Genomic DNA, 25,039 nt, shown 5'->3' on the forward strand with positions numbered 1-25,039 from the left:
GCTGCCGTTGCACTTAGCTGGAAATTGAGTGTGCAAAGCGGGGGCAACGCGCTATGCGGGATTCATGAGACTTTTTCTTCTGACCTCCCTGACCATGTGCGCCTTTGCGGCCAATTCGATTCTGAACCGGCTGGCGATTGAGAGCGGGGCGAGTGATCCTGCGGGGTTCGCCGTCGTCCGTGTTCTTGCGGGGGCGGTGGTTCTGGCCGTGTTGGTTCTTTTGAAAGGCGGGGTTCTGCCGCTTCGCTCACCACGTCGGATCATCGGGGCGGGTTCACTGTCTCTCTATATGATTGGCTTTTCTGTGGCATACCTGACGTTGGACGCCGGGTTGGGGGCGTTGATCCTGTTTGGTGTCGTTCAGATCACCATGTTCGCAGTCGGGGCTATGACCGGAGCGACCCCGACGGTGCGCCAATTGGCAGGCGCAGTGGTTGCGCTGGGCGGATTGGCCTACGTTCTTTGGCCATCGGAGACCGTTCAGGTGGAAGCCTTAGGGGCTGCTCTGATGGTTGCGGCGGGGGTTGGTTGGGCTGCTTATTCCTTGGTCGGACGGTCCGAACCGAACGCGTTGGAGGGCACGGCGGCCAATTTCGTTGTCGCCTTGCCCGTTACGGCTATGGCCTTGCTGGTGACAGGTGGTACTTGGCAGATGACCGGATTTGGCTATTTTCTGGCGGCTCTGTCCGGAGGCGTGACCTCGGGCCTTGGCTACGCGCTGTGGTATCGCGTGTTGCCGCAGCTTGCCCCTTCGGTCGCTGCGGTCGTACAGCTCAGCGTCCCTGTCATCGCAATCGTTGGCGGAATTTTGCTGTTGGGTGAGGTGGCAAGCATTCGCTTGATCATCGGCGCGGCACTGGTTTTGGGCGGGATCGCGCTGGCAGTACAGCGTAGAACCTGAGGTCACATCTTTCCCCGAGCCGAATTAGGCCTTATCTGGCGGGTATGAGAGTTCTGCTTGCCATATTTTTTCTACTGCTCCCGGCTGCAGCCCAGGCGAAATGCGTGATCCTGCTGCATGGGCTGGCTCGGACCGAGGCGTCCTTTTCGGTGATGGAACAATTGTTCGAGGTTCATGGCTACACGGTTATTCGACCGGGTTATCCGTCGACCGATTTGGGCATTCCGGAACTGGCCGAGCAAACTCTGCCCGATGCGTTCGCCGAATGCGGGGACGACACCGCAAATGTCGTGGCGCATTCCATGGGGGGTATTCTGTTGCGCTATTGGCTACAGGATCATGAACCAGAGAATTTGGGTCGCGTTGTCATGCTTGGGCCGCCCAATCAGGGCAGCCAGTTGGTGGATGAATTGGGCGCATGGGAGGTGTTCGGCTACCTCAACGGTCCGGCAGGGCTGCAATTGGGCACAAGCCCAGAGGGTATCCCGCGCCAATTGCCCCCGGTTGAGTTCGAGCTTGGGGTGATCGCGGGTGAAAACTCTCTGAACCCGGTCTTTTCGTCGATGATAGACGGGCCTGACGATGGCAAAGTGTCGATCCGGACGACCCACGTTGAAGGTATGGCGGATCATATCGTTCTGCCTGTGACGCATACTTTCATGATGAACAATCCCCGTGTGATGGCCCAGGCACTGCACTTCATCGAATTCGGAAAGTTCGACCCGCAAATCACTTGGCTTGATGGGGTGATGGACGTAATTGAAGAGATCTGTATCGGGCAGGATTGCTCGGAACCGGACTCGGAGCGCACGGAATGACCGCATTGGAACTGACGTTGACCGGAGCAGAGGTTCTGCTGCCGGAGGCCGGGTTGTCGCGTGCCGATTTGTCAATTGCCGAAGGGGTAGTGTGTGGCGACCGAACCGGGCGACACGTTGATCTGTCAGGCTATCTGGTTCTACCCGGCATCATCGACCTGCACGGGGACGGGTTCGAGCGCCACATCGCCCCGCGCCGTGGCGCCATGAAGCAGATGAACGAAGGCATCCTGTCGGTCGAGGCCGAGCTTGCAGCCAACGGGATCACCACCGGCGTTCTGGCCCAGTTTTACAGCTGGGAGGGCGGGGTCCGCGGGCCAGACTTCGCCTCGCAGGTGTTCAAGGCGATTACCGAGGTCAAGGACAGCACCGTCACGGATCTGATCCCGCAATTGCGGTTCGAGACGCATATGCTGGACGATTATGACGGGCTGGCCAAAAAGATCGCGGATTGGCAAGTGCCTTATGTCGTCTTCAATGACCACTTGCCGCATGACCGCCTGGCCGAAGGGCGTAAACCTCCGCGTCTGACGGGGCAGGCCCTGAAAGCGGGGCGTAACCCCGATGCGCATTTTGAGATGCTGCTATCCATGCATGCCCGCAGCGATGAAGTCCCTGACGCACTTGACTTGCTTTGCGCTCAGTTGACCCAAAGCGGCGTGCGCTTGGGCAGCCATGATGATGCCACGCCTGAGACCCGTGCAGGATGGCTTAAACGCGGTGTTTCGATCGCTGAATTCCCCGAAACCCTCGCCGCAGCAGAAGCCGCTCACGCGGCCGGAGATCACATCATCCTTGGCTCACCGAACGTGGTGCGCGGAGGCTCCCATAAGGGCAACGCCAGCGCGCTGGACCTGATCGCGATGGGGTTGTGTGATGCTCTGGCCTCGGACTACCATTACCCCAGCCCGCGCCGCGCCGCGTTGATGTTGGCAAAAAGCGGGTTGCTGGATTTTGCGGCGGCCTGGGCGCTGGTCTCGTCCGGCCCCGCGCGGGTTCTCGACCTGAAAGATCGCGGCACGCTGCTGCCGGGTCAACGCGCCGATATCGTCATCCTGGACGCAAAAACCCACCGCGTCGCCGCCACCTTTGCGGGCGGGCGTGTCAGCCATATGTCCGGCGATATCGCGGCCAGATTTTTCGCCTGACCGCCCCATCTTCTTCTGTTCAAAAATACCTCCGCCGGAGGCATCGCGCAGACTGCGCGATCTCCCTCAGCGCGCGATGCGGTTGAAGTGACCCATCTTCCGGCCCGGCTTGACCTCGGCCTTGCCATACAGGTGTAGGGCAACGTCCCGCTCCTGCGCCAGTTCCGGCACGCGGTCCATATCGTCGCCAATCAGGTTCTCCATCACCACGTCCGAATGCCGCTGCCCGTCTCCCAAAGGCCATCCGACCACGGCGCGAATGTGCTGCTCGAACTGGTCGACGGCGCAGCCATTCTGCGTCCAGTGGCCCGAGTTATGCACCCGAGGCGCGATTTCGTTAACGATCAGGCCCGAAGGTGTGACGAACAGCTCAACCCCCAACACGCCCACATAGTCCAGAGCATTCAGGACATTGGCCGCGAGCAGAACGGCATCCGTCCGCTGCGCCGGGCGCAAGCTGGCAGGGACCGTTGTGGTGTGCAGGATGCCGTTGCGGTGGACATTCTCACCGGGGTCAAAGCAAGCGACCTGACCATCAAGCCCGCGGGCCGCGATGATCGAGACTTCGTGTGAGAAGTCCACAAACCCCTCAAGGATCGCAGGCGCGCGCGCCATATCGGCCAGAGCAGCCTCGGCATCCTCAGGCGCGCGCAGGCGGGCCTGACCTTTGCCGTCATAGCCGAACCTGCGCGTTTTCAGGATCGCGGGTGTCCCGATGTCCTCAATGGCCGTATTCAGGCTTGCCAGATCGGTGACGTCTGCAAAAGGCGCGGTGTTGAGGCCCAGACCTTGCAGGAAATTCTTCTCGGTCAACCGGTCCTGACTGACCCGCAGCGCCTCGCGTCCCGGACGGATCGGGCGGTGGGCTTCTAGCAGGTCCAGCGCCTCGGTCGGGATGTTCTCGAACTCGTAGGTGATGACATCGACCGAGTCGGCGAAGGCGCGCAGCGCGTCGGCGTCGTCATAGGGCGCGGTTGTCACGCGGTCGGCGACTTGAGCGGCGGGAGGGTTGGCGCCCGGCTCATAGATATGCGTCACAAACCCCAAGCGGGAGGCAGCGACCGACAGCATCCGGCCCAATTGGCCTCCGCCCAGAATACCGATCCGGGCGCCGGGTTTCAGAGCGTCACTCATCAACTGGCTCCTCCGGGATCGAGGCGGACAGAGCCTCACGCCACGTGTCCAGCCGTTCAGCCAGTGCGCTGTCTTGTAAGGCCAGAATACCGGCCGCCATCAGACCCGCATTGGCCCCACCGGCCGAGCCGATTGCCATGGTCGCCACAGGAAATCCTTTCGGCATCTGAACGATCGAGTACAGGGAGTCGACACCCGACAAAGCCCGCGTCTGAACCGGAACACCAACAACGGGCACGCGAGTTTTCGACGCCATCATGCCGGGCAAATGCGCAGCTCCGCCAGCGCCTGCGATGATCACATGCAAACCGCGCGACGCGGCAGTCTTGCCGTAATCCCATAGACGGTCAGGGGTGCGGTGGGCCGAAACGATGCGTTTTTCATACGCGATGCCCAATTCATCCAAGATATTGGCGGCTTCTTTCATTGTGGGCCAATCCGATTGGCTGCCCATGATGATCCCCACTTTCACATCGCTCATCCGCTTGCGTCCCTGCCGTTCGAAAGAGCGCGCACTATAGCCAAATCCGACCATGTGGCAATGCAGTTTCCTGTCGCCCGGGCTTCAGTGTTTTGGAGATCGCCGCAAACCGTTCACCCAACAAAACACACCTATAGATACGGCGGTCGCACACATCGCAAGCATCAGAGGTTTTAGGACTAGGTGAGCAGTAAGAAGGAAGCCTGATATTGGCATCCAAACGTTTGGAGCACCGCGCAAAGCTATGTAATTTTGTCCATCTTCGAAGCTATGGGCAACCACGACACCGCCAATTGCGAAATGCACGAGTATTGAAACAAGGAAAACACCCCAAAACGCATACAGAAACCCACCTGATGCCTTCATTGCAAAGCTCTCTATCCAATAGACCCTGATGTCATGCGATGATGTCAGGGGTCAGGCGATCCTCGATCAGGCGGATGATGTCTTTCAACCGCAGTTTCTGCTTTTTCAATCGTTTGATCGTCAATTGATCGGATGTGCCGGTGGCCTGCAACGCCTCAATCGCCTCATCAAGATCACGGTGCTGACGGCGAAAAACCTCCAGCTCAACCCGCAGAACTTCGTCGGTTTTCATGGAAAGGTCAGTGGGCGCGTTCATTGGCGACTCGGGCTTGTTGTGGTGCGTCCCCAACAAGATAGTGTGCAAGACGTTATCGCGCCAGACCTTGTGGACATCCGGGTTTCTTCCCATATTCTATCTTGTGCGGTTGCCGGAACGGGGCCGCCCAGAACGTCGCTTTGACATAAAAGGACGAGAACACGTGTCAAAACTTACCTTGGGCTCATACCCGCATCTGTTGGGGTTCGAGCAATTGGAACGCCTTCTGGAACGGTCTGCGAAGGCTGGCAATGAAGGATATCCGCCCTACAACATCGAACAGACCTCGGATTTTTCCTACCGCATCACTCTGGCGGTGGCCGGGTTCGCGGAAGAAGATCTGTCGATCACCATCGAGGATCGCCAACTGGTGATCCGAGGCCGTCAACGCGACGATAGCGAGGGGCGCATCTTTCTGCATCGCGGCATTGCGGCGCGTCAATTCCAGCGCATGTTCGTGCTGGCCGACGGTGTCGAGGTGGGCGAGGCGATTATGGAGAACGGTCTGCTGCATGTGGATCTGACCCGCGCCGTGCCGGAAACCGTGGTGCAGACAATCAACATACGGAAGGGGTAAGATCAATGAACACACCGATTGAAATCAACACCGAAGGCGATCGTATCGTCTATGTCAAAACGGTTGAGGTTGCCGATCTGCCCAGCGATCTGCGCGATCAGGCGGGTGATCTGGATCAGCTGTACGCCGTTCATGACTCAGACGGGCAGCAACTGGCGCTTGTCGCCGACCGCAAGCTGGCCTTTGTATTGGCCCGCGAGCATGATCTCTCGCCGGTGGCCGTTCACTGAACGGCCCCAGCCACACGCGTTTGCGCGTGACATTCCGCCCGACACCAGCGAAACATGCACAAACTCCGGATTGTATCCGGGATGACATCTGCATGTAAGGAAACGCCGGATGAGCTGGTTCGATTTTGACTGGGTGGATGCCTTTACCGACAAAGCCTTTGGTGGCAATGGCTGCGCCGTCGTCCATAGCGCGGCCCATCTGTCGGATGAGGCCTGCATGGCCTATGTGCGCGAAACCTCTCTGGTCGAGTGTACTTTTACCGGCCCGTCGGATGTTGCCGATATCCGGGTGCGGTATTTTCTGGCCAGCCGTGAAATCCCCTTTGCCGGTCATCCGACCATCGCAACGGTCGCGGCACTTCGGTCGCGCGGTCTGGTTGAGGGTGGCTCTCTGACTTTGGAAACCGGGGCGGGGCTTGTTGCCATTCGTCTGGACGGTGACGAGATCGAGATGACGCAGGTTGCGCCGGAATTTGGAGCACATGTTCCCGCCGATCTGGTTGCCAGCGCGATTTTGCTGCCTGAAGAGGCCATCATCTCTCCGCCGCGATTTGTCTCTACCGGGTTGCCATTCTGTATCACGGTGCTGCGGGATCACGACGCCTTACGCGCGGCACGGCTGGCCGAAGGTCCTTTGCGCGAGGTGGCAGCAGCAGCGGGGTTTTCTGGTTCCGATATGGCAGAGCCGTTTTTGGTCACCTTGCAGGGAGCGACGACACAAGGGGATACGTTCTCACGCCTGCTGCTGGCACCGCCCAGCCCACCCGAGGACCCTTTCACAGGTTCTGCGACGGGCGCGATGGCGGCCTATCTTTGGAAATACGGGCTTATGGAGAAAGACCAATTCATCGCTGAACAGGGTCACGACATGGGGCGTCCGGGGCAAGCAACGGTGACGCGTGTCGGTCCGAGCGATGCCATGACCGGGATCAAGGTGGCGGGGCAAGGCTATGTTCTGATGCGCGGACAGGTCGACTTGCCTGAGGCGGATCAATGACTCAAGCGATTGCTGTTTTACCCTACGGCCACCGTCTGGGCCCGAAACTGGCCGAGGTGCCTCTGTCCGAGCTGATCTGGCACGAGGGCTGCCCGGATCGTTTGCTGGGTAAAACGGTCGGGGACCTCGCGCCGACAGATCATCTGATCATGTATCCCAATTCGACGGTCCATTGGCGGTTGCGGCGTGGCACGAAGGCGCGAATTTCGCTGATGATGGGCGAGCCTTCGGCCATCCACGCCAAACATGACCGACAGCTGCGCCTGACATGGCGGCGGTTCTTTAGGGTGTTCACCTTTCACGACGTTCTACTGGAAAACCTGCCCAATGCTGTGTTTCTGCCCTATGGCGTGACCATGGTGCCGGACTGGCAGGAGCTACAGGCTGAGAAGGTCAAATCCTGTTCGCTGATCGCCTCGGCCAAGCGGGACCTCGTGGGCCACCAGCTACGCCATGACGTTATAGATTGGATCCGCGAAACCGGGGCCGATGTGGACATCATGGGGCGGGGATACACGCCTTTCGATCAGAAATCGGATGGTTTGGCCCCTTACCGCTATTCGGTCGTAATCGAGAATGTTCGAGAGCGGAATTACTTCTCGGAGAAACTGATCGACTCGATCCTCTGCGCAACGGTCCCGATTTACTGGGGTTGCCCGAATATCGGGGATTTCATGGAGACTTCTGGGATGATCCTCTGCGAGACACAGGCAGATATACAGCAAGCGATTCAGTCTGCATCCGAAGAAGACTATGCCCAGCGTCTGCCCCATCTGAAGGCGACTCAGGACGCAGCTGCAGATTACGGTCAGTTCGAAGAACGCGCCGTGCGCGCTCTGCGGCATGAGCTATCGGGCGCGTCCGGTTAAAACCCCATCCAAGCCATCGGTGCGATTGGGTTGTCTTGTGGGTCAATCCCGTGACGCGCGCATAGCGTGCTGAGAAACGATCCCCGCACCGGCAGGCCCGCAGTCTGTTGGGCCATGAATTTCTTCTGATGCCCAAAGACATGCACGGAATGTACCCCGTCTCGTTCAATAGTGGATGGGGGCAGATAGGGGTCGTGCAGCTTCCAAAGCGCCTCATTCGCCAGCGGGTAGAACGTATCGGCGGACATTGCGTGGATGTCCTCTCCGGTCTCACGCAGAAAATGCCCCAGCGCCTTCGGGCCGGAGCATCCCCAGGGCAGCGCCTCGATCCCCCAGGTTTCACCCTCAGCGATACGCTGCTCGTTGCGTCTGCGCAGCTTGGCCCCGCGCCAGGGTTGGGTCGGGTTGGCCGAGGCGACAAATGCCAGCATCTGCGCAAGCGTTTGGGACTCTTGCGGCAGACGGAGCACCCCATTGGGAAACTTGCCGGATTGAGAGGGGGCAAAAACAAAAGGGGACGCAAAATCGAAAGGCTTCAGACAGAGTGCATCCAGATCCACCCAGATGAAATCTGTACGTTCTAGCAATCTCAGCCTGAAAATGTCGGAAAAGACCGCAACACCCAGCCGATCTTCGGGCCGCAACGCGAAAGGGGCGGGCCACAGTATTTCGGACGTGTGCCGCAGATCGACGCCATTTGGGATATTCGCGATGTCATGAGTCGCATAGAGGGTGAAGGAATGGCCATGGTCCAGATAGGACTGAATGCACAGCGCCTCAAGCCAGCTGAGATCGGAGCCAAACCAGAAGCTGGCGATTTGAGGAAGAGAGCGCATCTTGGATTGGCCGTACAGAACTTGACTGGGCCGACTGCATCAAGGCCACGCATTTTTGTCAATCTCAGTCGTTATAGCGTTCCGGGTTAAACCTGCGACACGAATACCCTGCCACGCTTTAGTTGCACGAAAAACGGCCGCCGGTGACCGGAGGCCGTTTCCAATCTGGTTTAGCTCAACCGCCTAGTTCGCAGCGATCAGGCCCATGCTCTCGAGCTTCAGCAGAACCTGATGCGCGCAGTTGTCGACCTCGACATTCTCGGTTTCGACGCTCAGTTCAGGATTCTGGGGCACGTCGTAAGGGTCCGAGATGCCGGTGAACTCTTTGATCTTGCCTTCACGGGCCAGCTTATAGAGGCCCTTGCGGTCGCGGCGTTCGCATTCCTCGATGCTGGTGGCCACGTGAACCTCGCAGAAGGCACCAAACTGTTCGATCTCTTCGCGCACGGCCCGACGAGTGGTCGCATAAGGAGCAATCGGCGCACAGATGGCGATTCCGCCGTTCTTGGTGATCTCGGAGGCGACATAGCCAATGCGGCGGATGTTCAAATCGCGGTGTTCCTTCGAGAAGCCAAGCTCGGACGACAGGTTCTTACGCACGATGTCACCATCCAGCAGCGTCACAGGACGGCCGCCCATTTCCATCAGCTTGACCATAAGCGCGTTGGCAATGGTGGATTTGCCCGAGCCTGAAAAGCCGGTGAAGAACACGGTAAAGCCCTGTTGGCTGCGCGGCGGTTTGGTTTTGCGCAGCTCGGCCACAACCTCGGGGAAGCTGAACCATTCGGGGATTTCCAGACCTTCGGCCAAACGGCGGCGCAGTTCGGTGCCCGAGATGTTTAGGATCGTTACGTTGTCCTTGTCGAGGATCTCGTCATTCGGCTCGTACTGGGCGCGTTCCTGCACATAGACCATGTGCTTGAAGTCGACCATCTCAACGCCGATTTCATCTTGGTATTTGCGGAACAGATCCTGCGCGTCATAGGGGCCGTAGAAATCTTCACCTTGGCTGTTTTTGCCGGGGCCAGCATGGTCGCGGCCAACGATGAAATGGGTGCAGCCGTGGTTGGCGCGGATCAGGCCGTGCCAGACTGCCTCGCGTGGGCCAGCCATGCGCATCGCCAGGTTTATCAGCGACATCGAGGTGGTCGAGGCCGGGTATTTGTCCAGCACCGCCTCATAGCAGCGCACGCGGGTGAAGTGGTCCACGTCGCCCGGTTTGGTCATGCCGACAACCGGGTGGATCAGCAGGTTGGCCTGCGCCTCTTTCGCGGCGCGGAAGGTCAGTTCCTGATGCGCGCGATGCAGCGGGTTGCGGGTCTGGAACGCAACGATGCGGCGCCAGCCCAGTTTGCGGAAATAGGCGCGCAGCTCGTTCGGAGTATCCCTGCGGCCACGGAAATCATAGTGAACGGGCTGCTGAATGCCGACAACGGGACCGCCCAAATAGACCTTGCCTGCCACGTTGTGCAGGTAGTTTACGGCCGGGTGCGCGTCGTCATCCGCGCCAAAGACCTTCTCGGCCTCGCGCGATTTGTCGGGGGTCCAGCGGTCGGTCACGGTCATGGTGCCGAGGATCACGCCCTCTTGGTCGCGCAGGGCAATGTCCTGGCCCAGCTCGATGCTTTCAGCGAATTCTTCGCTGACATCCAATGTGGTCGGCATTGGCCACAGCGTGCCGTCGGCCAGACGCATGTTCTCGACCACGTTGTCGTAGTCGGCCTCGGACAGGAACCCTTTCAGCGGATTGAAGCCGCCATTCATCAGCAGTTCCAGATCGCAGATCTGGCGCGGAGACAGGTCATGGCTGGTCAGATCCGCAGCCTCAACCTTTAGCTTCTGGGCCGAGTCATAAGAGACGTAGAGTTCGGGAATGGGGGCGAGATTGCTTAACATTGTCATCGGAATTCTCTTGTCGATGTGATGATGCGCCAGTGTGACCTTGGCATTTGAAACGGCATGTGCCCCGCCACTGAGTCAGAGTCCACAGGGTCAGATAAAACTAAGGAGGATATGAGTGGTTTTTCTTGTGATTGGAAGAATTTTCCAATTCGGCGGAAAACGGGCGATCAAAGTTCCGGCAATCTAGCGCAAACGTGCCACAGTAAGTATGCGTGTTCCTGTTATCTCAGGTCTGTTCCAGTTCCGAGGCAAGAAGCACCGGCAGGGCTGGAACGGGCTCGGACACGCCGCGCAGATTGAAGGGCTGAATACGATCGTCCGAGATGTCCATCTCGGCGGCCTGTAGCAGCTCGGCAGACACAAGAAGCTCAACCCCCAGCGGCTTTGTTTCGGCCTCAAGGCGGCTGGCGACATTTACGGCGTCCCCGATGATGGTTTGCGCGGCATGGCCCGCCGCGCCAATTTCCCCAAGCACCAGATCGCCCAGATGCAGTCCCATGCCGATGCGGATATGCGGGCTGTCTTCAGATGAGAGTTGCCGGTTGAACTGTTCTAGCGCATGGCTGATCTCAATCGCGGCTTTCAGACCGGCGCGGGCGGATTGCCGGGGGTCGGGTTTGTCAAAAACCGCCAGCAGCCCATCCCCCATATATTTGTCGACGACCCCGCCTTGAGACGTGATCGAAGGCACAATCGCGTCAAAGAACCGGTTCAACAGGAAGACGATGTCATAGGGCAATTGCCCAGCGGTACGGGCGGTAAAGCCGCGCATGTCCAGAAACAGCACGGCCAACTGACGTTCCTGACCCTGACTTGCATGAGCCCGGTCGTGCTTGCCGTCGGGGCGGAAAACCCGAAAGACCTTTACCGGCTCGGTCGGGCGCATCTGACAGGCCAGTCGCGTCTGGGCCGAGGCCCCAACGGCAGCCAGACTGCGGGCCTCGATCTCGCTGGGCGGGGGCAGGTGATCTCCGCCATCCTCAACGATCACGCGGCAGGTGGTGCAGCGGCCCTTGCCGCCACACAGGGCAGCATGCGGGATGCCGTTGGCCTGAGACATCTCAAGCAGCGTCATGCCCTTCTCGGCAAAAACCTCGGGCCCTCGGGCATAGGTCACCTGAACAGAGTGCCGACGACGCCACAGCTTGCGGCCAAGATAGAAGGCCGCCGTGGCACCAAGCGCGGCCCAAAAACCCGTCATGGCGTTGTCTTCGACGCGGAACATGGCCTCAAAGGCCTCGGCCGAGGGCCAGTTATAGTGTTCGATATACTGTTCGCGCAGGAAGTCATCGGCAAAATCGGCCCAGATCCGGCGCCCTTCGGTCAGCACACCGGCCAGGGCGAAACAGGGGACAAAGACCGCAATACCGATCAGGTAGGGCAGGGTCTTGCCCCACCACCGTGTCAACCGCAGCCACATGTGCAACCCGATGCAGCCATGTACCCACACGATCAGCAAGAGCAGGCTTTGCATCCAAATCGCAGAGCTTGGCCACATCAGGATGATGATGTAGCCCATTTCGTCATTCACATCGTAGATCTCATGCGCGTATCGCGTGTGAATGATATGGACGATCAGCTGGATCGGGATCAGCAGCCCCAGCACGATTTGCAGGGCTGAGCTGAACGGCATGCGCAGGGTCCGTCGTTGTATGATCGACGTTAGCGCAAGGCCCGAATGTACGATCAGCGCAAGGTAGAGAAGCGCGCTCATGGCGTCGTGGCGGGTTACGGCCTTTCGACCATCTTGCATGCCATGCAGATAGTCGGTGTGAAACAGGCCCAGGCCGATGTTCAGAAAGTGGAAGAAGGCAAAGACAAAAAGGACCAGCCCGCTGCCGATCCTAAGCCGGGTTGACCACCCGCCACGCCAAAGAGCGTTGTCCGTTGTGACCACGCGCGACCCTCATGTTTTGCACCAGTGTGAGGCCGCGCGGGGATAGGGTCAAGCCGGTGTGGCTTGACCCTGTGGCCCCTTAGTCCTGTTCGGCCAGAAAGCGTTCGGCATCCAGGGCAGCCATGCAGCCCATGCCTGCGCTGGTGACGGCCTGACGGTAGATGTGATCTGTCAGGTCACCGGCTGCGAAAACACCCGGAACCGAGGTCTCGGTCGATCCCGGTTTGGTGACGACATAGCCGCCCATATGGGTTTCCAGCGTGTCCTTGACCAACTCATTCGCCGGGGCATGGCCGATGGCGACAAAAACGCCCTTGCACGGGATCTCAGAGATTTCGCCCGTTTTCACGTTTTTAACACGCACGCCTTCGACGCCCAAAGGCGCGTCAGTCCCGATGACCTCGTCCAGTTCGTGGAACCAGAGCGGTTCGATCTTTTCATTCTTCATCAGGCGATCCTGCAGGATCTTTTCCGCCCGCAACTCGTCGCGGCGGTGGATCAAGGTCACCTTGCTGGCGAAATTGGTGAGGAATAGCGCTTCTTCCACGGCGGTGTTGCCGCCACCGATCACAACGATCTCTTGCCCACGATAGAAGAACCCGTCGCAGGTCGCGCATGCCGAGACGCCGAAGCCTTTGAATTTCTCTTCCGACGGCAGGCCAAGCCATTTGGCCCGCGCGCCGGTCGCCAGAATGACCGCGTCAGCGGTGTAAACCGTGCCGCTATCCCCTTTTGCGGTGAAGGGGCGTTTCGAGACATCCAGATCGCTGATGATATCGCCGATGACTTCACAGCCCATCGCCTTGGCGTGGTCTTGCATGCGGACCATTAGATCGGGGCCTTGTACCTCGGTATCGCCGGGCCAGTTTTCGACCTCGGTGGTGGTCGTCAGCTGGCCGCCGGGCTCGATCCCTTGCACCAGAATGGGTTCCAGCATCGCGCGGCTTGCATAAACCCCGGCTGTATAGCCTGCGGGTCCCGACCCGATTATCAGAACCTTGGTGTGTCGTGTGTCGGCCATGGTACCCCCGCTCGAACTGCCTGATTTGGGCCTTTTGCCCGTCGCAAGGATATAGCGATGGGTGGGCAGGGCTTAAAGCCCCTTCATGAAGGGAACCTGATATGCCTTGTCGGTATGGCCCTGCGCAAATGAGCGATCTGAAAACAAAGAAAATTGCGCAGCTACGAAACATTATTGCGCGTGGGCTGGGTGCTGATATAAGAACCGAAAAATCAGGAGCGTTTTATGGTCACGACCCGGCTGGATGAAATTGATCGCAAGATTCTGGCGGAATTGCAGGCAGACGGTCGCATGACCAACGTGGAACTGGCCAAAAGGGTCGGTATCTCGGCCCCTCCGTGCCTGCGCCGCGTGCGCACGTTGGAGGAATCGGGCTATATCACCGGCTACCACGCGGAAGTGAACGCCCGCGAGCTTGGTTTCGAGGTTCAGGTCTTTGCGATGGTTGGATTAGACAGTCAGGCGGAATCGGAACTCAGCGCATTCGAGGCGCAATGCGGACTATGGCCGCTGGTCCGTGAGTGTCACATGCTGAACGGCGAGGTCGACTTCATCCTGAAATGCGTCGCGCCCGACCTCAGCAGTTTTCAGCAGTTCCTGACCGGAGAACTACTGACCACGCCAAACGTGGCCAGCGTCAAGACATCGCTTGTTATCCGCGGCGCAAAAGACGACCCAGGCGTCCCGTTCGATGTGCTGGAAGACCGAATGAACCGCTCGGCCTAAACCACATCCGTCGTGTTTCTGTTGGGCAGGGTGGCAGCATAGCCACCACCGCCAGGGTCAAAGCCCATCCTATCAAAATCTGCATAAAGCCCCCACTCTGCAGTACTCTTTAACACTTCACGCTGATATCGCGTCGATCTCTCCATCTCCGGCGCGCGGCATAAGCAACGGGCCAAAATCGTTCAGCGATTCGATATGCGCGAACAGGTTCAGATAGATCGACCGTAACGAATGGCTGATCATACGAACCGCATTGGCACCTGGATGATAGGTTTCAAAGGGCAGGCCGTCTACACGGATGACGGAGTGTTTTTTCAGGCAAATGTGAAACAATTCTACCGGAGTGGGCGGCATTGTTTCCACAACTCCCATTCCGTCCTGAAATTCGGCGACAGGCGTCAGAATCGGTGACCCGCCATGCAGGCGCCGCAAATGGGCTGGGGTGCCAAGCAGACGCGCGGCAGGTCCTGCAATCACACCGGACATCGGTTTTTGCATACCAAAGGTATCGGCCATGATGCGGGTCAACGGACGGGTGCGCCCGCGAGAGTCCTCGCGACCCGGTATCAGCGTCACCGAGCCCTTCCACAAAACGGTCTCAGAGGTCCCGTCCTGCGTCAGTACTGTGTCGCCGGGCAGCAGGTCCTCGATCGCCATCGGCCCTTGTTCGGTTTCCACAAGTGACCCCCGTGAGAAGGCGCAAAAGGCGTCCTCGAACATCGGCAGGGCCGGTGCGATATGCCGGGTTTGCGCAATGTCTCCGTTTTTGAGCAGGGCGCTCACTTCGTAACGGCGCAGCTGGGCTTTCTGTTTTGTAGTCGGCCGCGGAGTGTCGCGAAGCAAAGCCGACGTTTCGACAGCATTTCTGGCAGCAATGGCCAGTGATTTTGGAATAGTCATTAATATTCCGTTCCTTTTAGAACCGGATCAGACGGGGCGTACCCCCATGCAGGCCCATCTGTCGGTTCGGTTCTTTGTCTTGAAATAAATGGGTAACCCCTGGGCGCCGGCGATGGCCGCAGCGCACAGCGAAGCAATTTCGCATTCCATTGGTCAATCCATTGACCCCCCAGACAAACTCGTACTGCGCGGGCGAAAATGCCCACAAACACGCTCCGAACTCAGGATGCAGTTTTCGTTGCATCCCACGCACATCGGACCGGAGCACTACCCGGTGCGCGTTTACCAAATGGAACCGGCAGCTTGGTTCCGTTGGCTTTCTGTTTCAGCGTTGCGTCGCGAGACGGCGTGCAACCCTGACAGAATGGCTTGAAACTCGCTTCCACGGCATGTCCAGTTTCGGGTCCTGTGCGGCCTGAATGACCGCGCTGAGAAAGCGAGATTTCTGTTTCATTTTCTGGTCCTGCTCGATCGGAGGTCTGAGCCTCATTCCGTGTGTGTAGACTTAACGTGCCGCAGGTTTGCGGCAGGGATAAGGCTTAACCGGGATCAAAAACGGACAAAAAATAAAGGTTGGCGGTTCCTCTGTTTGAGGTGCCAGCATTCATTTGTCGGCAAAGACAGATAACCTTCTGAGTACTGGCACAAAATTCACTACGATTCTGTGTCAGGTAAACACAATAAATGTGGCGGAAAGGTGGCGGTTTTGCCTTAATTGGGGCCTAATCTACAATCTGATCGCCGAAATTAACCGCCCGTAGTCCGCCTCTTTGGCGTGTGTTGTCCGGCGGTATGAATAAAAGCGATCCGGATCGGAATACGTGCAATGCCGGGTCCATTCTGCCTGCCCAACACCCGCTTGACGCAGTTTATGCAGGCCAAAGGCTGGCAAATCAAATTGCATCCGGTCCTCGGTGCCATTGGCGAAGAATCGGCTGTTCTCCGAGGAATCCGCCATGAACGCATCCAGAAACTCGGGGCCGACCTCATAGGCCGCCTGCGAAATGGATGGGCCGATCACGGCACGTGTGTTTTCTCGCGTGGCGCCCAATGCCTCCATCGCGTCCAATGTGGCCTCTAAGACACCGTCCAAAGCTCCGCGCCAGCCAGCATGGGCGGCGCCGATCACGTTCGCGTCAGGGTCGCAGAAAAGCACGGGCTGGCAGTCCGCGGTCAGAATTGTCAGAGCCAACCCGGGCGTGGCGGTCACAAGCGCATCCGCTTTGGGTTTGTCACCCGTAAGGGGCGCATCCACCGTCAGCACATCGGGCGAATGAACCTGATGAATACCAACCAGCGCCTCTGGCGTGACATCCATCGCGTCAGCAACCCGTCGGCGATTCAGGGCGACGATCTCGGTCTGATCGGATGATCCATAACCGCAGTTCAATCCCGCGAAGACGCCCGAGGATGCACCGCCTCTACGGCTGAAAAAGCCGTGTTTTACGGGGGCCAGTATATCCGACGTGAGAATTTCCAAGGTCATGGTTCAAGTCCCGGTGGAGGCGCAGCTTGGGGCGGGTAGAGGCCCAGCACTTTGAACAGATTTCCCATTTCATCGGGATGCGTCAACCGGCGATGTGCGGCCACCAGTTCATCAAGCTTGGAGCCGCCTATACCCTTGGCCAGAGCCTGTGCACGGGCGGTGATTCCCAGACGTTCCAGAAAAATACCCTGTGGTGTCAGGCGGGTATGAGCACAGCCTGCGGCCCTTGCCGCGAGCGCCAGGGGCTCAAAATCCACATGCGCGGTCAGGTCTGCCTGACCGGGGGTTTGCAGAGGGCCCACACGCTCATGCGCCTTTAGGGCCTGAAGCGTATCGCCAAGCGAGCGCCAGTCGCCATAGTCCACGATCAGAGCTACCCCTCCGTTCTGCGCGATTCGGCTGGCGAGGATGGTTAGAATCGGAATGGCAGGTGCACGTCGTTCGACGAGATCTCCGTCTCGCGTATCGGACAGTCGGTCCTGTAGCGCTGTTTGCGGCGCGGCGGGGCCAAGGCCAAAGGTCAGCGTGCCATTGGCCTCACCCACCATCCGTTCGCACCAAGCAGCGCCCTCACGCAGGAATTGGCGGATGGGCAGGGCGTCAAAGAACTCATTCGCCACCAGAAACAGCGGCAAGTCCGGCAGCTCCGCCACATTGCTGATCCACTGCGGATTGTGATCTTTCAGGGTTGCCATTTGCACGTCTCGGAGCGTTTCCGAGGCTTCCAGCAGAATAACCTTGGCCGCAGCATGAAAACCGGGAAGCGAGCGGGTTGCCCGTAGGATATCCGCCATCAGCGTACCGCGACCCGGTCCAAGTTCGGCCAGCGCAAACGTGGATGGCTGCCCCTGATCCATCCAGCTTTGCGCCAGTGATAGGCCGATCAATTCGCCGAACATCTGACTGATTTCCGGTGCAGTGATAAAATCTCCCCGCGCACCGAATGGATCGCGCGTGGAATAGTAGCCCCAAGTTGGGTGCAGCAAGCACTCGGTCATATAGTCGGTCAGCGTCATCGGGCCGTCTTGCCGGATTCGGGCGATCAGAAGATCGTGCAGGCTCATGCCGTTCGCCGGGCGCGCAGGGCGAACCATAGCCCAAGAGCGATCATCGGCAGGGACAGGATTTGCCCCATTGTCAGGCCGTAGCCGCCGATATGCCACGCCAGCCCAAGCGGGTTGCCAGGCGAGATGAACTGCGCGTCGGGCTGACGGACGAACTCGACCACGAAGCGGGATGCCCCGTAGCCTGCCAGGAAAACGCCCATTATCAGGCCGGGTTTCCGGAACGCGCCGCGCCGATAGGCCAACCAAAGAAGGACTGCGCCCAATAGGACACCCTCTAGCGCGGCTTCGTATAGCTGCGAGGGGTGACGGGCACACATACCGGCCACGACGCCTGGGCAGTCCTGCGCTGCGAAGCCGGGAAAAATCACGGCCCATGGCAGCTCGCTTGGTCGGCCCCAAAGCTCGGCGTTGATGAAATTGGCAAGCCGCCCCAGCAACAGGCCGGGCGGGACGGTGTAGGCCACCAGATCGCCCAACGACAGGGTCGGAATGTTGTGACGGCGACCATAGAGGTATGAGGCGACAATCACCCCCAGCAGCCCGCCGTGAAAGGCCATCCCGCCTTGCCAGACCTTCAGGATATCCGCCGGGTGCGACAAGTAGTAGGCCGGTTGATAGAACAGCACAAAACCCAGCCGCCCACCGAGAATGACGCCGATGATGATCCAGGTCAGCAGGTCATCCAACTGTTCGGGCTTCATGGGTGGCGTCTCATTGCGCCAAAGGGCCGGACGCCGCAGGGCCATCACGGCCAGACGCCAGGCAATCAGGATGCCGACAATATAAGCCAGCGCGTACCACCTGAGCGCGAACTCCATCCCGAACAGGGGGATCAAGAACAGCTCGGGCGACAGATCGGGGAAATTCAGAACAGCCTGCATGTGCGTCTCATTGCCCGGGGTTTGCAGGGCAAGTCAACCTTGAGCCTGCGCCAATCCTTCCCCATATAGGATACAACCGCGATTTCGGAGAAAAGCCATGCAAACCCGCAACAAGATCCTCGACGATGTTTCCCAGCTGATGACCAACGCCATGGGGGTGGCGCAGGGCGCACGCGAAGAAGCCGAGAATGCGATGAAGTCGATGATCGACCGTTGGCTGGCCGACCGCGATTTCGTCACGCGTGAAGAATTCGACGCTGTGCGCGCCATGGCCCAGAAGGCCCGCGAAGAGAACGCCGCGCTTGAGGCGCGCATCGCCGCGCTTGAGGCGAAACTGGACAAGTAACGCCCATATCCAGATTTTGAAGACAAGTTTAGCGCCGCGCAATCCAAGGCCGGGTTGTGCGGTGTTGTGTATCATGCCGCCTTGCAGAGATTAATCAAGACAAAGCTGCGTGAGACGCCAATATTTTGATCGTCGTTGCCGACTGTCCACAACTTATTGCTGTTATCCCCAAGAAATGGGGTTGCCAGACCACCTCTTGCGGCGCACCATATTTGGTACAGGCCTATGGGGGAAGCCCGGCTTGTAGAGCAGGCAACTAGCGCTGGGGCGCTGCCGGCCCCGAAATGCTAGAGAGTAGTGAGGTGGCATTATGGCCCTTTCCGAGCAGTTTCTCGAAGAAGACCTTCATCCAATCGATATTGTTGAACATCTGGCCGAACATCACGACTGGGATTTTGACCGCATTGGCGACGATCAGATTGCCATGGCTGTCGAAGGGCAGTGGCGGACCTATTCGATCACGTTGGCCTGGTCCAACTATGATGAAACGCTGCGCATGGTTTGCTCGTTCGAGATGGAGCCTCCGGCCGAGCGTGAGAGTGAGCTGTATGAGCTGCTCAACAAGATGAATGATCAGTGTTGGGCGGGCGCGTTTACCTATTGGGCGAACCAGAAGCTGATGGTCTATCGCTACGGTCTGGTTCTGGCTGGTGGTCAGACCGCAAGCCCCGATCAGATCGACACGATGATCAACGCTGCGGTGTTGAGCGCCGAGCGCTACTACCCGGCGATTCAGCTGGTCACCTGGGGCAATCGCGATCCGGAAGAAGCGATGCAAGTCGCCATTGCAGAGGCCTACGGCCGAGCGTAAACCTTTGCCCTGAACCGTTGAATAGGGGAGGGGCACAGATGGACATGTCGCGCGTGGCCGAGCAGGGCCTTGTGTTATTGGGGTGCGGAAAGATGGGATCCGCGATGTTGGCGGGTTGGCTGGATCACGGCCTGCCCGCCGCTTCCGTTTGGGTGATTGATCCTTACCCCTCGGACTGGCTGAAAGCGCAGGGCGTCAACATCAACACGCCACTGCCCGAATCCCCCGCAGTGGTGTTGGTGGCCGTCAAACCGCAAGTGATGGGCGAGGCGCTGCCCGCGATCCAGGCCCTCGGTGGCGGTGGCAGCCTGTTCGTTTCCGTCGCTGCGGGCACCTCGATTGCCACGTTTGAGGACGTGCTGGGCGAAGGCACACCGATTGTACGGGCAATGCCGAACACTCCGGCAGCGATCCGTCAGGGTATCACGGCGATGATCGGCAACGCACATGTGTCCGGTGACGACTTGGACCTCGCGGAAAACCTGCTGTCGGCGATTGGTGAAACCGTGCGTCTGTCGGATGAGGCTCAGATAGATGCGGTCACTGGCGTCAGCGGCTCTGGCCCAGCCTATGTATTCCACCTGATCGAAACGCTGGCCGCCGCAGGGCAGGCGCAGGGTCTGCCGCATGAGCTGGCCATGAAGCTGGCGAAATCTACGGTAGCCGGCGCCGGTGCCTTGGCCATGGCCGCCGAGGAAGACCCCTCTCAGCTGCGGGTCAACGTGACCTCGCCCAATGGCACGACACAGGCCGCGCTGGAGGTTCTGATGCACGAAGCGGAGGGTTTCCCAAATCTGCTACACCGCGCCGTCAAGGCCGCGACCGACCGATCCAAGGAGTTGGGCCGTGAGTGAGATTTCCTTCGATGACTTCCTGAAGGTCGACATCCGCGTCGGTGAGGTCATCCGCGCCGAGCCCTATCCCGAAGCCCGCAAGCCCGCCATCAAGATGTGGATCGATTTCGGCGACGAAATTGGTGAGCGCAAGACCTCGGCCCAGATCACCGCGCATTACGACCCGTCGACGCTGATCGGCAAGCAGGTGATAGCTGTGGTCAACTTCCCGCCGCGCCAGATCGGGAGATTCATGTCCGAGGTTCTGGTGCTGGGTCTGCCGGATGAAAACGGTGAGATCGTGTTGATCGGCCCGGATGGCAACGTCCCCGTTGGCGGAAGGATGCACTGATGAAACTCTGGATCACGAGACCAATGACATTGGCGGTCGAAGCACGGGCAGCCGCCGAGTTCGATGTTGAGATTCGTCCCACAACCACTCCGCTTTCCGAGGATGAGATGGTGCGGGCGTTGCAGGAGTATGACGTGGTTGTACCCACTCTGGGCGACCTGTTCTCGGCCGATGTCTTCGCCAAAGTGCCCGAGCCGCGCTGCAAGCTGTTGGCCAATTTCGGCGTCGGCTACAATCACATCGATGTCGAGGCCGCGCGCGCCTTAGGCATCGCCGTCACCAACACGCCCGGAGCGGTCACAGATGCGACAGCCGATATCGCCATGACCTTGCTACTCTCGACCGCGCGCCGCGCGGGTGAGGGGGAGCGTTTGGTGCGGGCTGACAACTGGCAGGGTTGGCATCCCACGCAAATGCTGGGGCATCATGTGACGGGCAAGCGCGTGGGCATCGTCGGCATGGGTCGCATCGGGCAGGCCATCGCGCGGCGCTGTCACTTCGGGTTCGGCATGCATGTCGCTTATCAATCCCGTAGTGCCAAGCAGCTTGATTTTGAGGCCGAGTACATCCCCGATCTCTTGGCACTTGCGGCCTCGGTCGATTTCCTGGTTCTGGCGGTTCCGGGCGGGGCTGAGACACGCCATCTGATCAATGCAGCAGTGCTTGAGGCCATGAACTCCTCGGCCATTCTGGTAAACATCGCGCGGGGTGAGGTGGTAGATGAGACCGCTCTGATCAGCGCGCTGCAAGCAGGGCAGATCGCCGGGGCCGGGCTGGATGTCTACGAGTTCGAGCCGGCCGTGCCAAAGGCACTGCGCGAGATGCAGAACGTCACCCTGCTGCCGCATCTGGGCACCGCCACCGAAGAGGTTCGGACCGGAATGGGGCATATGGCTCTGGATAATGTGACCGCCTTCGTCGCAGGGCGCGACTTGCCGAATCCGGTCTAGTCGCCGACCGCTTCGCGCCAGTGTTTGCGGCAGAGCGAGACATAGGTCTCGTTCCCGCCGATCTGCACCTGAGCACCCTCTGTGATGGCGCGGCCATTCTCGTCCTGCCGAATCACCATTGTGGCCTTGCGTCCGCATTCGCAGATGGTGCGGACCTCTCGCATCTCATCGGCCAACGCCAGCAAGGCGGCTGAACCGGGGAAGAGTTTGCCCTGGAAATCTACCCTTAAGCCATAAGCCAGTACTGGGAGCTTCAGGTCATCCACGGCGTGAGCCAGTTGCCAGACCTGATCCTCGGACAGGAACTGGGCCTCGTCCACGAAGACACAGGCGATTTGATCGGCCTTCTGGCGCGTTTCGATCATGGCAAAAACGTCATCGTCCGGGCGGAAGGTATCGGCCTCTTCGGAAATCCCGATGCGAGAGGCGATCCGCCCCACACCGGCGCGCCCGTCCACAGCGGCGGTCATCAGGTAAGTCTTCATGCCGCGCTCACGGTAGTTGTGCGAGGCCTGCAGCAATACGGTCGATTTGCCCGCATTCATCGTCGAGTAGTTGAAATACAGTTTTGCCATGCGGCGGGTCTAAAGCGCCGACGCCAATCGAACAACCCATCAATCTTTGAGGGGGAAGCGACGTCGCCGTTACCATTGCAGAGGCCGAGCAGATGCTCTTTGGGGATGGAACCTTGCGCATGCAACAGCGACGCCATCGGTCAACATGTGACCAAAACGGAGTGAGGCTGAACAATATTGCCTCACGATTACTCATTACCGGCACTGAACGGCCGCCACTCACTCACAAAACCCTCGCATATCTGAGGGATAGTCAATTTATGGCATTTCAATTATGACTCGGTTATGGGAAATTTCCCTATGCTTTCCCCCAAAACGGATAGAAGGGGCGGCGCGTGCAGGTAGCAAAGGTAGAACTATGGCAGATATCGGGGCCTATCTTAAGAAACACACCGAAGCCTTGGTGAAAGATGTCGGGATCGAAGCCGCGTGCGAGATCACGGGCAAATCCAAGGCAACGCTGGGCCGCTACTATTCGGATAATTCGGAGCACGCGGATCGGTTCATGCCCGTCGACGCAGTGGCGCGTTTAGAGAACGCGGCCAACTATCCGCATGTCACTTCGGCTTTGGCGGACCTGAAGAACATCACCCTGTCCTATGGGGACCGCAACACGGATTCTCCGCGTACAGGTGGCGTGAACGCGGATGTCATCGCCCTGAGCCAGCGGTTTGCCATGCTGATGACCGAGTATCAGGCGGCCATCGAAGACGGGATCATCACCGTCAACGAAGCCAAGCGCCTGCTGAAGGAAACCAGCCTTTTGCAGCAGGTTCTGATTGAGATGAAACTACATCTCGAAGAAGAAAGCGTTAGCTGACACGTTTTTGCCGCAAGCCTGTGACAGAAGCGAAGCTGGATTTTTTGGCGAAACAGCGCAGAGCAGTCTTTCATGAACGGTTTCCCACGACCCTATAGGGTTCAGGACGACGGGATTGTCTGGCGCCTTCTTGTCGCGCTCTGTGTCATTCTGTCAGTGTTGACGGCGCTAAGCCACTATGAGGGCCGATCAGATGACGTGCTGCGCTGGGTGGTGGTGAGCGACCTGCTGAACGGGCAGGGGTGGCTCGACCTGTATCAGCATAGGCTGGGTCCCAACGACGGTACGCTTATGCACTGGTCGCGGCTGGTTGATGCGCCGATCGCAGCGCTCTACTTGTTGTTCAGCCTGGTATTGTCCGAGCCTGTTGCGCTTCACGTCACAGCTATTGTCTGGCCGTCTATGCTTGTGATGGCGACCCTATGGGCCCTTGTCGTGACAGCGGGAGCGTTGGGTGGGCGCCCAGGGGCAATCTCGGCGCTGATCTTTGGCGCTTTGGCTTTGGAAGGCACAAAGAAATACACCTACTTCTCGTTTGATCATCACGGCTTGCAGATTATGCTGTATGTCTTTTCGGTGATGTTCTTTGTGCGGCGGAAAACCCGAATAAGAGCAAGCATCTGGCTTGGCGTCTTTCTCGCGCTGTCGATGTCCATAGGCACTGAATCGCTGATGCATCTGGGACTGATTGGGGCTTTCTTCGCCATTGACTGGGTATTGTTAGGCGAACAGGCTCGTACGCGCCTGATGTCCTTTGGAGCTGCGCTTGCAGTCACGCTTTTGGTGGTGAGCGTTGCAACCACCTCGGCTGACAGCTTCTTCTTTCCCGGATGTGATGCTCTGACGCTGAGCGTCGCTTTGCCTGCTGGGCTTGCAGGATTTGGGCTGTTGGGACTCGGGGCCGTTGCGTCGGCATGGTCGATATGGGCGCGCGCGTTCTCATTGCTGTCCCTTGGAGTTCTGGCTCTGGGTTTCGCATATGTGTTTGCACCGTACTGCCTGCAAAATCCCATCAGTCAGATGTCGCAACCCATGCAAGAATTCTGGCTGAGCCAGATCACCGAGGCGCAAGCGCCTTTTGCGACCTTTTCGCGCCATACGGGGCAAAAGATCGCTTTGTTTGGGGTATCCGTTTTTACGATTCTTGCTGGGCTTTATTTGTCGCGCGCCCGTGACACGCGGATTGATTATCTTCTGTTGGTTTTCCTTATGAGTGCCAGTCTTACGCTCTTTTTGTACCAATCCCGGATGAGCGCGTTTCTAGCCATTTCACTCATAGTGGTTCACGCGCAGGTGCTTGGCGCCATGTTCCTAAAGTATAAGGCGCAGAGAAGTCGGTTCTGGGGGGTCCTGATGATGGTGTTTTTCATCTTCATGCTGCCGAAGACCGGAACGACCATCGAACGGTTCTACGTTTCTCTTAGGCAACCCACGACCGAGAACAGCGCGGCCGGGCCGCAAGTGTTCCTGAAATACTGCAATACCCAAGTGGTCTATGACAGCTTAAATGATCTGTCTCCGGGTTTGATTGTGTCTGGCTTTGACTTTGCCGCAAACATCCTGCGGTTCACGCATCATTCGGTGCTTGGCGGTAATTATCACCGCAATGAGGCGGGAAATCTGTCACAGATTGATCTTTTCCGGTCGGACCCGGCTGAGATGGGCCAGCGCCTTGCCGACCTGAGGGTGGACTACGTGTTGATCTGCAAGCACGCGTCTCGCGCGGCCTACTGGAATTCCGTTTCGGAAGGCGAGGGGTTGCCTTCGGCATTTCTAGCTGGGCGTTTGCCGAACAATGTTCACGAACTTCAGCGGCCGGAACACGATGCCTTCCGCGTGTTCCAGGTAAAGCGATAGCT

Annotated in this window: 28 protein-coding genes; 15 read left to right on the top strand and 13 right to left on the bottom strand. The window is 58.8% G+C overall.

Annotated elements, in window-relative coordinates; genetic code table 11:
* Positions 1-64 precede the first annotated feature (64 nt).
* Genes ACP15L_RS17365 through ACP15L_RS17375 form a run of 3 tightly spaced genes read left to right on the top strand, consistent with a single transcriptional unit; the run spans position 65 to position 2,867 of the window.
* Complete coding sequence (locus ACP15L_RS17365; RefSeq protein WP_425085131.1) at positions 65-901, top strand: DMT family transporter; 837 nt, start codon at positions 65-67, stop codon at positions 899-901.
* A 44-nt stretch (positions 902-945) separates the two neighbouring features.
* The gene (locus tag ACP15L_RS17370; protein ID WP_425085132.1) at positions 946-1,719 is read left to right on the top strand and encodes an esterase/lipase family protein; all 774 of its coding nucleotides are present in this window, start codon (positions 946-948) and stop codon (positions 1,717-1,719) included.
* Entirely contained in the window at positions 1,716-2,867 is a 1,152-nt protein-coding gene (locus ACP15L_RS17375) for an alpha-D-ribose 1-methylphosphonate 5-triphosphate diphosphatase (protein ID WP_425085133.1), read from the top strand. The genes ACP15L_RS17370 and ACP15L_RS17375 overlap by 4 nt, the downstream gene beginning before the upstream one ends.
* A gap of 66 nt (positions 2,868-2,933) precedes the next feature.
* On the opposite strand, the gene ACP15L_RS17380 is transcribed toward ACP15L_RS17375, so the two are convergent.
* From ACP15L_RS17380 to ACP15L_RS17390, 3 genes are all read right to left on the bottom strand, one after another.
* The gene (locus ACP15L_RS17380; protein WP_425085134.1) at positions 2,934-4,001 is read right to left on the bottom strand and encodes a 5-(carboxyamino)imidazole ribonucleotide synthase; all 1,068 of its coding nucleotides are present in this window, start codon (positions 3,999-4,001) and stop codon (positions 2,934-2,936) included.
* Positions 3,994-4,482, bottom strand: coding sequence for a 5-(carboxyamino)imidazole ribonucleotide mutase (gene purE, locus ACP15L_RS17385; RefSeq protein WP_170680370.1), 489 nt, complete (start codon positions 4,480-4,482; stop codon positions 3,994-3,996). Before purE ends, ACP15L_RS17380 begins: the two co-directional genes overlap by 8 nt.
* Positions 4,483-4,879: 397 nt before the next feature.
* Entirely contained in the window at positions 4,880-5,104 is a 225-nt protein-coding gene (locus ACP15L_RS17390) for a YdcH family protein (RefSeq protein ID WP_037308505.1), read from the bottom strand.
* A 163-nt stretch (positions 5,105-5,267) separates the two neighbouring features.
* Between ACP15L_RS17390 and ACP15L_RS17395 the strand changes: the two genes are divergently transcribed.
* The 4 genes from ACP15L_RS17395 (at position 5,268) to ACP15L_RS17410 (ending at position 7,777) form a co-directional block, all read left to right on the top strand.
* Positions 5,268-5,681 carry an Hsp20 family protein gene (locus tag ACP15L_RS17395; protein WP_058275530.1) on the top strand — a complete coding sequence of 138 codons (414 nt, stop codon included), beginning with the start codon at positions 5,268-5,270 and terminating at the stop codon, positions 5,679-5,681.
* A 5-nt stretch (positions 5,682-5,686) separates the two neighbouring features.
* Positions 5,687-5,911 (top strand): DUF1150 family protein, encoded by a 225-nt coding sequence (locus tag ACP15L_RS17400; protein ID WP_170374662.1) that lies wholly within the window; start codon positions 5,687-5,689, stop codon positions 5,909-5,911.
* 109 nt (positions 5,912-6,020) lie between these two features.
* Positions 6,021-6,908, top strand: coding sequence for a PhzF family phenazine biosynthesis protein (locus tag ACP15L_RS17405; RefSeq protein ID WP_425085135.1), 888 nt, complete (start codon positions 6,021-6,023; stop codon positions 6,906-6,908).
* On the top strand, positions 6,905-7,777 hold the full coding sequence (locus ACP15L_RS17410; RefSeq protein ID WP_425085136.1) for a hypothetical protein: 873 nt from the start codon (positions 6,905-6,907) through the stop codon (positions 7,775-7,777). Before ACP15L_RS17405 ends, ACP15L_RS17410 begins: the two co-directional genes overlap by 4 nt.
* On the opposite strand, the gene ACP15L_RS17415 is transcribed toward ACP15L_RS17410, so the two are convergent.
* From ACP15L_RS17415 to trxB, 4 genes are all read right to left on the bottom strand, one after another.
* On the bottom strand, positions 7,774-8,613 hold the full coding sequence (locus ACP15L_RS17415; protein ID WP_425085137.1) for a hypothetical protein: 840 nt from the start codon (positions 8,611-8,613) through the stop codon (positions 7,774-7,776). The two genes, ACP15L_RS17410 and ACP15L_RS17415, sit on opposite strands and share 4 nt — an antisense overlap.
* Positions 8,614-8,796: 183 nt before the next feature.
* Complete coding sequence (locus tag ACP15L_RS17420) at positions 8,797-10,515, bottom strand: bifunctional sulfate adenylyltransferase/adenylylsulfate kinase (RefSeq protein ID WP_425085138.1); 1,719 nt, start codon at positions 10,513-10,515, stop codon at positions 8,797-8,799.
* A gap of 226 nt (positions 10,516-10,741) precedes the next feature.
* Positions 10,742-12,412, bottom strand: coding sequence for an adenylate/guanylate cyclase domain-containing protein (locus ACP15L_RS17425; RefSeq protein WP_425085139.1), 1,671 nt, complete (start codon positions 12,410-12,412; stop codon positions 10,742-10,744).
* Between the two features lie 79 nt (positions 12,413-12,491).
* The gene (gene trxB, locus ACP15L_RS17430) at positions 12,492-13,433 is read right to left on the bottom strand and encodes a thioredoxin-disulfide reductase (RefSeq protein WP_170460512.1); all 942 of its coding nucleotides are present in this window, start codon (positions 13,431-13,433) and stop codon (positions 12,492-12,494) included.
* Between the two features lie 225 nt (positions 13,434-13,658).
* Between trxB and ACP15L_RS17435 the strand changes: the two genes are divergently transcribed.
* Complete coding sequence (locus ACP15L_RS17435; RefSeq protein WP_170637470.1) at positions 13,659-14,159, top strand: Lrp/AsnC family transcriptional regulator; 501 nt, start codon at positions 13,659-13,661, stop codon at positions 14,157-14,159.
* A gap of 117 nt (positions 14,160-14,276) precedes the next feature.
* On the opposite strand, the gene ACP15L_RS17440 is transcribed toward ACP15L_RS17435, so the two are convergent.
* The 5 genes from ACP15L_RS17440 to lgt form a co-directional block, all read right to left on the bottom strand.
* Positions 14,277-15,059 (bottom strand): Hint domain-containing protein, encoded by a 783-nt coding sequence (locus tag ACP15L_RS17440; RefSeq protein WP_170468290.1) that lies wholly within the window; start codon positions 15,057-15,059, stop codon positions 14,277-14,279.
* Positions 15,060-15,384: 325 nt separating this feature from the next.
* Complete coding sequence (locus ACP15L_RS17445; protein ID WP_425085140.1) at positions 15,385-15,513, bottom strand: hypothetical protein; 129 nt, start codon at positions 15,511-15,513, stop codon at positions 15,385-15,387.
* Between the two features lie 273 nt (positions 15,514-15,786).
* Complete coding sequence (pgeF, locus tag ACP15L_RS17450) at positions 15,787-16,545, bottom strand: peptidoglycan editing factor PgeF (RefSeq protein WP_425085141.1); 759 nt, start codon at positions 16,543-16,545, stop codon at positions 15,787-15,789.
* Positions 16,542-17,609 carry a class I SAM-dependent methyltransferase gene (locus ACP15L_RS17455; protein WP_425085142.1) on the bottom strand — a complete coding sequence of 356 codons (1,068 nt, stop codon included), beginning with the start codon at positions 17,607-17,609 and terminating at the stop codon, positions 16,542-16,544. The genes pgeF and ACP15L_RS17455 overlap by 4 nt, the downstream gene beginning before the upstream one ends.
* Complete coding sequence (lgt, locus tag ACP15L_RS17460) at positions 17,606-18,493, bottom strand: prolipoprotein diacylglyceryl transferase (protein WP_425085143.1); 888 nt, start codon at positions 18,491-18,493, stop codon at positions 17,606-17,608. The genes ACP15L_RS17455 and lgt overlap by 4 nt, the downstream gene beginning before the upstream one ends.
* Positions 18,494-18,590: 97 nt before the next feature.
* Between lgt and ACP15L_RS17465 the strand changes: the two genes are divergently transcribed.
* From ACP15L_RS17465 to ACP15L_RS17485, 5 genes are all read left to right on the top strand, one after another.
* Positions 18,591-18,839 (top strand): accessory factor UbiK family protein, encoded by a 249-nt coding sequence (locus ACP15L_RS17465; protein WP_050604795.1) that lies wholly within the window; start codon positions 18,591-18,593, stop codon positions 18,837-18,839.
* A gap of 310 nt (positions 18,840-19,149) precedes the next feature.
* Positions 19,150-19,650: a YbjN domain-containing protein gene (locus tag ACP15L_RS17470; protein ID WP_170468281.1), complete on the top strand. Its 501-nt coding sequence runs from the start codon at positions 19,150-19,152 to the stop codon at positions 19,648-19,650.
* Between the two features lie 38 nt (positions 19,651-19,688).
* Positions 19,689-20,504, top strand: coding sequence for a pyrroline-5-carboxylate reductase (proC, locus tag ACP15L_RS17475; RefSeq protein ID WP_425085144.1), 816 nt, complete (start codon positions 19,689-19,691; stop codon positions 20,502-20,504).
* Positions 20,497-20,835 carry a tRNA-binding protein gene (locus tag ACP15L_RS17480; protein ID WP_425085145.1) on the top strand — a complete coding sequence of 113 codons (339 nt, stop codon included), beginning with the start codon at positions 20,497-20,499 and terminating at the stop codon, positions 20,833-20,835. The genes proC and ACP15L_RS17480 overlap by 8 nt, the downstream gene beginning before the upstream one ends.
* A complete protein-coding gene (locus tag ACP15L_RS17485) occupies positions 20,835-21,785 on the top strand; it encodes a 2-hydroxyacid dehydrogenase (RefSeq protein ID WP_425085146.1) in 951 nt (316 codons plus the stop codon). The genes ACP15L_RS17480 and ACP15L_RS17485 overlap by 1 nt, the downstream gene beginning before the upstream one ends.
* Here the strand turns inward: ACP15L_RS17485 and ACP15L_RS17490 are convergent.
* Positions 21,782-22,360, bottom strand: coding sequence for a thymidine kinase (locus ACP15L_RS17490; protein WP_425085147.1), 579 nt, complete (start codon positions 22,358-22,360; stop codon positions 21,782-21,784). The two genes, ACP15L_RS17485 and ACP15L_RS17490, sit on opposite strands and share 4 nt — an antisense overlap.
* Before the next feature lie 358 nt (positions 22,361-22,718).
* On the opposite strand from ACP15L_RS17490, the gene ACP15L_RS17495 reads away from it, so the two are divergent.
* The gene (locus ACP15L_RS17495; RefSeq protein WP_170374695.1) at positions 22,719-23,180 is read left to right on the top strand and encodes a hypothetical protein; all 462 of its coding nucleotides are present in this window, start codon (positions 22,719-22,721) and stop codon (positions 23,178-23,180) included.
* Positions 23,181-23,252: 72 nt separating this feature from the next.
* Entirely contained in the window at positions 23,253-25,037 is a 1,785-nt protein-coding gene (locus ACP15L_RS17500) for a hypothetical protein (protein ID WP_425085148.1), read from the top strand.
* Positions 25,038-25,039: the final 2 nt, after the last annotated feature.

The organism is Ruegeria profundi (genome assembly GCF_049800715.1).
Classification (GTDB): Bacteria; Pseudomonadota; Alphaproteobacteria; order Rhodobacterales; family Rhodobacteraceae; genus Ruegeria; species Ruegeria profundi_A.